The organism is Cellulosimicrobium marinum (genome assembly GCF_020551945.1).
Taxonomy (GTDB): Bacteria; Actinomycetota; Actinomycetes; order Actinomycetales; family Cellulomonadaceae; genus Cellulosimicrobium; species Cellulosimicrobium marinum.
Window position 1 is genome coordinate 188051 of the sequence record NZ_JAJBZH010000003.1, and the last position, 6618, is coordinate 194668.

At 75.7% G+C, this 6618-nt stretch carries 6 protein-coding genes; 2 read left to right on the plus strand and 4 right to left on the minus strand.

Going from position 1 to position 6618, the window contains the following annotated elements:
* Window positions 1–66 precede the first annotated feature (66 nt).
* The 4 genes from LGQ04_RS08095 to dapE are packed head-to-tail and all read right to left on the minus strand — an operon-like array spanning window position 67 to window position 4241.
* Window positions 67–1305, minus strand: coding sequence for a hypothetical protein (locus LGQ04_RS08095; protein WP_229243189.1), 1239 nt, complete (start codon window positions 1303–1305; stop codon window positions 67–69).
* Window positions 1302–2231 (minus strand): dihydropteroate synthase, encoded by a 930-nt coding sequence (folP, locus tag LGQ04_RS08100; protein ID WP_229243190.1) that lies wholly within the window; start codon window positions 2229–2231, stop codon window positions 1302–1304. The genes LGQ04_RS08095 and folP overlap by 4 nt, the downstream gene beginning before the upstream one ends.
* A gap of 5 nt (window positions 2232–2236) precedes the next feature.
* The gene (locus LGQ04_RS08105; protein ID WP_229243191.1) at window positions 2237–3079 is read right to left on the minus strand and encodes an LOG family protein; all 843 of its coding nucleotides are present in this window, start codon (window positions 3077–3079) and stop codon (window positions 2237–2239) included.
* Window positions 3080–3089: 10 nt separating this feature from the next.
* Window positions 3090–4241: a succinyl-diaminopimelate desuccinylase gene (gene dapE / locus LGQ04_RS08110; RefSeq protein WP_372470011.1), complete on the minus strand. Its 1152-nt coding sequence runs from the start codon at window positions 4239–4241 to the stop codon at window positions 3090–3092.
* 36 nt (window positions 4242–4277) lie between these two features.
* On the opposite strand from dapE, the gene dapD reads away from it, so the two are divergent.
* Window positions 4278–5267, plus strand: a complete 990-nt coding sequence (gene dapD, locus LGQ04_RS08115; RefSeq protein WP_229243192.1) for a 2,3,4,5-tetrahydropyridine-2,6-dicarboxylate N-succinyltransferase — start codon at window positions 4278–4280, stop codon at window positions 5265–5267.
* Between the two features lie 25 nt (window positions 5268–5292).
* Window positions 5293–6270: a hypothetical protein gene (locus tag LGQ04_RS08120; protein WP_229243193.1), complete on the plus strand. Its 978-nt coding sequence runs from the start codon at window positions 5293–5295 to the stop codon at window positions 6268–6270.
* Window positions 6271–6618: the final 348 nt, after the last annotated feature.

Consider the following 6618-nt stretch of genomic DNA (forward strand, 5'->3'; position numbering starts at 1 on the left):
ACGCGCGCCCGACCTGAGACGACGCCCGCCGGACAGTCTAGTTCACCCGCACCGACATCTCGGGCGTCACGGCGGCCAGCCCGACGGCGGGACGAGGCGCCACAGCTCGTGCACCCACCACACCTGACCGGCGAGGAAGACCACGCAGACGGCGGCGACCCACCAGCGCGAGCGGGTCCACCCCACCGTCACGGCGGCGAGCGGGAACGCGAGGAGGAGGAAGCGCACGAGCGACGTCCCCGGCTGGATCGCCGCCACCAGGTAGCCGACGTAGGCACCCGACCAGGCGTGCATCTCCGGACCGAGCCGCGCTGCGACCGGGTTGAGCACGAGCGCCGCGACGACGAGGAGGACGAGGACCAGCAGCCACGGCCCGGCTCCCCCGAAGAGCCAGCGCGACACGTCCACCCACGGCACGAACGGCACCACGTCCGCCCCGCCGCGCCACGCCTCCTGCGTGCGGAAGTACCCCTGGTGCACGCCCGTGACGAGGCCGCACACCCACGGCCAGAGCAGGCCGCTGCCCAGGGCGACGAAGAACAGGGCGGCGAGCCGGGCGGCGTCGGGCAGGCGCAGGTCCCCCCGGCGCCACCGGACGACGCCGTGCCACAGCACGACGGCGGCCATGGGCAGCGCGACCGCTCGCGTCAGGCCGAGCAGCAGCACGGTCCCGGCGGCCCAGCCGTACCGCCGGCGCGCCAGGAGCAGCAGCGAGGACGCGACGAGCAGCAGGGCGAGCGACTCGGTGTACGCGACCTGGAGCACCGGGCTCGACGGGAACACGCTCACGAGCAGCACCGTCGCCAGCGGCAGACCGGGCCGTCGCTCCACCGCCGCGGCGCCCGCCGTCGCGACGAGGCGGTGGACCACGACGACCGCGCCCCCGCCGCACACGAGCGCGAGCGTCGGGGCCAGGACGTCCCAGCCCAGGCCCGTCACGACGTCGAGCGCCCGGACCAGGAGGGGGAACAGCGGGAAGAACGCCCACACGTTCTGCTGGACCACGCCGTCCGGCCCGACCGGCAGGGTCGTCGGGTAGCCCGCGTCGAAGATCTGCTCGTACCAGGAGCCGTCCCACATCCTCGCCACGTAGGCGAGGTACGACGGCGACGCCGCGGTCCAGAGATTCTCCTCCTGGACGCGGGCCACCGCGAGGAGGATCACCGCGCTCACCGCGCGCGCCGCGGCGTAGACCGCGAGAGCCTGCACCCACCAGGGCCACGACGCCGGCCGCACGACCCGGGCGGTGACGTGCCGCCCGGTGCGGGCCCGGCCCGTGGACGCGACGGGCGCGGGCGGGCTCACGCGAGGCCCCGCGTCGCCGCCGCGGGCGGCTCCTCGTCCCGCACCACCGCGACGAGGTCGAGCACGCGGCGCGTCGCCGCGACGTCGTGCGCGCGGAACACGCGGGCGCCGAGCCACGCCGCGACCGCCGTGGCCGCGAGCGTCCCCTCGAGGCGCTCGTCCGCCGGCAGGTCGAGCGCCTCCCCCACGAAGTCCTTGCGGGACAGGGCCATGAGGACCGGGAAGCCGAGACCCGCGAGCACGTCCGTGCGGCGGAGCAGGTGCAGGGAGTGCCACGTGTTCTTGCCGAAGTCGTGCGTCGGGTCCACGAGCACCGAGCCGCGCGGGACCCCGCACGCCACGGCCCGCTCGGCCGCGGCGAGCACCGTCGCGACGACGTCCTGCACGACGCCGTCGCGCGGGTCCGCGGCGCCGGGACCGGCCGGGTAGTCCACGCGGAACGGGTCCGTGCGCGGCGTCGCGCCCCCGGTGTGGGAGCAGACCACCCCGACCCCGTGCTCTCCGGCGACCTCGACGAGGCGGGGGTCGTGCCCGGCCCACGTGTCGTTGAGCAGGTCCGCCCCCGCGAGCGCGGCCTCGTGCGCGACCTCCGCCCGCCACGTGTCCACGCTGACGAGCAGGTCGGGGAACTCCTCGCGGACCCGGGCGACGAACGGGACGACCCGCCGGATCTCCTCCGCCGGGGTGACCTGCGGCCCGACCCCGGCGCGCACGCCCCCGACGTCGACGATCTCCGCGCCCTCCGCGACGGCACGGGCGACGGCCGCCATCGCCTGCCCGTCGTCGAGGGTGCGGGCACCGGCCCAGAACGAGTCGTCCGTCCGGTTGACGATCGCCATGACCGCCGGCTTCTCCAGCACGCGGCCGCGCAGCACCAGCGGGGTCCCGGCGGGCGGCACGGCCGGAGGCGGCAGGTCGACCCGCACGGGGATCAGCGCACGCCGGCGGCGCGCTGCTGGTCGGCCGCGAGCGCCGCGGCCGCCTCCTGCTCCTCGGCGCGCAGCTGCGCGCCGCGCTCGCACACGTACGCCACGGCCTCGGCCGGGTCGTCGCACAGGTGCACGAGGTCGAGGTCGGCGGGGTTGATCATGCCGCGGTCCACGACGGCGGTGCGCGCCCACTCGAGCAGCCCGCCCCAGTAGTCCGTGCCGATGAGGGCGAGCGGGAACTCGGTGATCTTGTGCGTCTGGACGAGGGTGAGCGCCTCGAACAGCTCGTCGAACGTGCCGAAGCCGCCGGGCAGGACGACGAAGCCCTGCGCGTACTTCACGAACATCGTCTTGCGCGCGAAGAAGTAGCGGAAGTTCACGCCGAGGTTCACGTACGGGTTCATGCCCTGCTCGAACGGCAGCTCGATGCCGAGCCCCACGGACGTGCCGCCCGCCTCGGCGGCGCCCTTGTTCGCCGCCTCCATGATGCCCGGGCCACCACCCGTGACGACCGCGAACCCCTCCTCGACGAGCCGCCGGCCCACCTCCTCGGCGAGGGCGTAGTCCGGGTGGTCCGGCCGCGTGCGCGCCGAGCCGAAGACGGAGACCGCCGGGCCGAGCTCCGCGAGCGCGCCGAAGCCCTCCACGAACTCGCTCTGGATGCGCATGACCCGCCACGGGTCGCTGTGCACCCAGTCCGCGCTCTGGCTCGAGTCCAGCAGCCGCTGGTCCGTGGTCTGGCGGGGGATCTGGCTGCCCCGCAGGAGCACCGGACCCTTCCGGTAGCCGGTACCGCTCTGCGGCATCCCCTCGTCGGAACCGTCGGCGCGCGTCGTGTCGGTCATGCGGTCGAGCCTATGCCGCGCCGACGCCTCCGAGCCACGCGCGCAACGCGCGTCGGCACAGGTCCAGCTCGCGGACGGGGCAGCGCTCGTCGTCCTTGTGCGCGAGGAGCGGGTCCCCGGGCCCGAAGTTCACCGCCGGCACGCCGAGCTCGGCGAACCGCGCCACGTCGGTCCACCCGTACTTCGGCGCGGGCGCCCCGCCCGTGACGGCGAGGACGCTCGCCGCGAACTCGGCCGCGAGGGGGTCGTCCAGCCCCGGCCGGGCGCCCGGCGCGGCGTCGGTCACCGTGACGTCGAACCCGGCGAACAGGTCCACGACGTGCTGCACGGCCTCGTCGACCGAACGAGACGGCGCGAAGCGGAAGTTCACGGTGACGACGCACTCGTCGGGCACGACGTTGCCCGCGATCCCGCCACGGACCCCCACCGCGTTGAGACCCTCGCGGTAGACGAGCCCGTCGACCTCGACCTGGGCGGGCACGTAGGCCGCGAGCCGGTCCAGCACCTCGTGCGCCGCGTGGATCGCGTTGTGCCCCATCCAGGACCGGGCGGAGTGCGCCGTCACGCCGGGCACGCGCACCTCCGCGCGCAGCGTCCCGTTGCACCCGCCCTCGATCCCCGCCGCGGTGGGCTCGCCGAGGATCGCGAAGTCGCCGGCGAGCAGGTCGGGCCGGTGCCGTGCGAGCCGACCGAGGCCGTTGAGGTCCGCGGCGACCTCCTCGTTGTCGTAGAAGATCCACGTGACGTCCTGCACCGGCTCCACGAGCTCGGCCGCGAGCGCGAGCGCCACCGCGACCCCGCCCTTCATGTCGACCGTGCCCCGGCCCCACACCTCGGCCGCGTCCCCCTCGCCGACGACGCGCGTCGGCAGGTTGGGCGGGTCGGTGAGCGGGACGGTGTCGAGGTGCCCGGCCACGACGACGCGCCGGTCCCGGCCGAGGGTCGTGCGCGCGACCACGGTGTCCCCGTCCCGGTGGACCTCCAGGTGCGCGCACGCACGGAGGGCGGACTCGACGGCGTCGGCGAGGGCACGCTCGTCCCCGCTCACGGACGGGACGTCGCAGATCGTCCGGAACAGCGCGAGGAGGTCGCCGCCGAGGTCGAGCCCGGTGGTGCTTCCCTGAGCGCTGCCGGTGTCGGGCCCGGTCGTGGAGGACGTCACCCCAGCACCCTACCGGCGGCGGATAGGGTGGGCGCCATGACTTCTGCGACCCCCGCGACCGCCGCCGCGGCCGCCACCGCGCCGCGTACCGCCTGGGGCTTCGGCCTCGCCACCGTCACCGACGACGGCACGGTGCTCGACGTCTGGTACCCGGCCCCCGCGCTCGGCGCGGCGCCCGAGGGCAGCACCGCACCGGCCGACCTGGAGGCCCTGGCGACCCGTGACGACGTGCGGCGCGTGGACGTCGTCGTGGTCCGCACGGAGATCGACCTCGACGTCGCGCCGGCCGACACGGCCGACGCCTACCTGCGCCTGCACCTGCTCTCCCACCGGCTCGTGGCCCCGCACGGGCTCGCGCTCGACGGGATCTTCGGCGTCCTCGCGAACGTCGTGTGGACCGACCACGGCCCGTGCGCCGTCGAGGGGTTCGAGGACACGCGCCTGCGGCTGCGCGCCGCGGGCCGCACCGTCACCGTGCTCGGCGTCGACAAGTTCCCCCGCATGGTCGACTACGTCGTGCCCTCGGGCGTCCGCGTCGCCGACGCGGACCGCGTGCGGCTCGGCGCGCACCTCGCCGCGGGCACCACCGTCATGCACGAGGGCTTCGTCAACTTCAACGCCGGCACGCTCGGCACGTCCATGGTCGAGGGTCGCATCTCCGCCGGGGTCGTCGTGGGAGACGGCTCCGACGTCGGCGGCGGCGCGTCGATCATGGGCACCCTCTCCGGCGGCGGGCGCGAGGTCATCTCCGTGGGCCGCAGGTCGCTCCTGGGCGCCAACGCCGGCCTCGGCATCCCCCTCGGGGACGACTGCGTCGTCGAGTCCGGCCTGTACGTCACGGCCGGGACCAAGGTGACGGTCGTCGGGCAGAGCACCGACGACGGCGCCCCCGTCGTCGTCAAGGCGCGCGAGCTCGCCGGGCAGCCCGGGCTGCTGTTCCGGCGCAACTCCGTCACCGGCGGCGTCGAGGCCGTGTCGCGCACCGGGGCGGGCGTCGAGCTCAACGCCGCGCTGCACGCCAACTGACCGTACCCGTCCAGGAGCGGCGACGATGCCCCCGACCCGCGCCGGCCACCCCCGGACCGACGCCCGGCTCGGCCGGCGGCGCCGCCCGCTGCGCACCGCCGTCACCCTCCTCACCGTGACGGCCGTCGCGGCCGGGGGCGTCGTCGTCGCGCTCGACCGCCTGGACGACGACGCCCCCGTCGCGGAACGCTGCGCCGCCACCGCCGAGGGCCGCACCTGGTACCTGTCCACGACGCAGGCCGACAACGCCGCCCTCGTCGTCGCGACGACGCAACGCCGCGGCCTGCCCGCCCGCGCCGCGACGATCGGGATCGCCACCGCGCTCCAGGAGTCGCGCCTCGTCAACATCGACTACGGCGACCGCGACTCCGTGGGCCTGTTCCAGCAGCGCCCGTCGCAGGGCTGGGGCACCGTCGAGCAGATCATGGACCCCGTCTACTCGACCAACGCGTTCTACGACGTGCTCGAGACCGTCGACGGCTACGAGGACATGGAGGTCACCGTCGCCGCCCAGACGGTGCAGCGCTCCGCCTTCCCCGACGCGTACGCCCAGCACGAGACCCGCTCGCGCGCCTGGGCCTCGGCCCTGACGGGCTGGTCCCCCGCCTCCCTCACGTGCGACCTCGCGCCGGTGGCCGACGACGAGCTCCCGCCGGCCGACGACGACCCCGCCACGCCCCTGCTCGAGCGTCTCACGCGCGACCTCGGCGACCTGGGCGTCACGCTCCAGGACGGACCCTCCCCCGACACCGTCGTCGTCGACACCACGACGCTCCCGACGGCGTCCGGCGAGGACGGCGCGGACCGGGCGGCCTGGGCGGTCGCGCAGTGGGCCGTCGCCTCCGCCGACGCGACCCACGTCGTCTCCGTCGACGTCGCGGACCACCGCTGGACCCGCACCGACCCCACCTGGTCCACGGTCGACCCCGACGCCGACGGCGCTCCCCCGCTCCCGGACCCCGGCACCGTCCGCCTCACCGTCGCCACGCCACCTTCGTCCTGAACCTCGTTCGACGACGGCGTCCGGAGCGGACGCGCTGCGGGCTGAGGGCGGTGGAGGGTGGTGCGCTGGCTGACGGCGACATCGAGGGGCGCGCGCGGTCTTCCATCCGCGCGCTCGTCCCTCGCGCGCTCCCGCCAGACCCGCCACGACCGCGCGCGCCCCTCGACCCCGCCTGCTGCCGTCTCACCTCTCCATCCGGACGGTGCGTCGACGCCCCCACCTGCCCCACGGGCCGGCGGCGCGGATCGGATCAGGTGCGTCCGCACGGCCACGTGGCCGAGGTGACGGTCCGGACGAGGGAGGCGGTGGGGGGGTGGGGCGCCGGGGCGGGGGGGGGGGGGGGGGGCC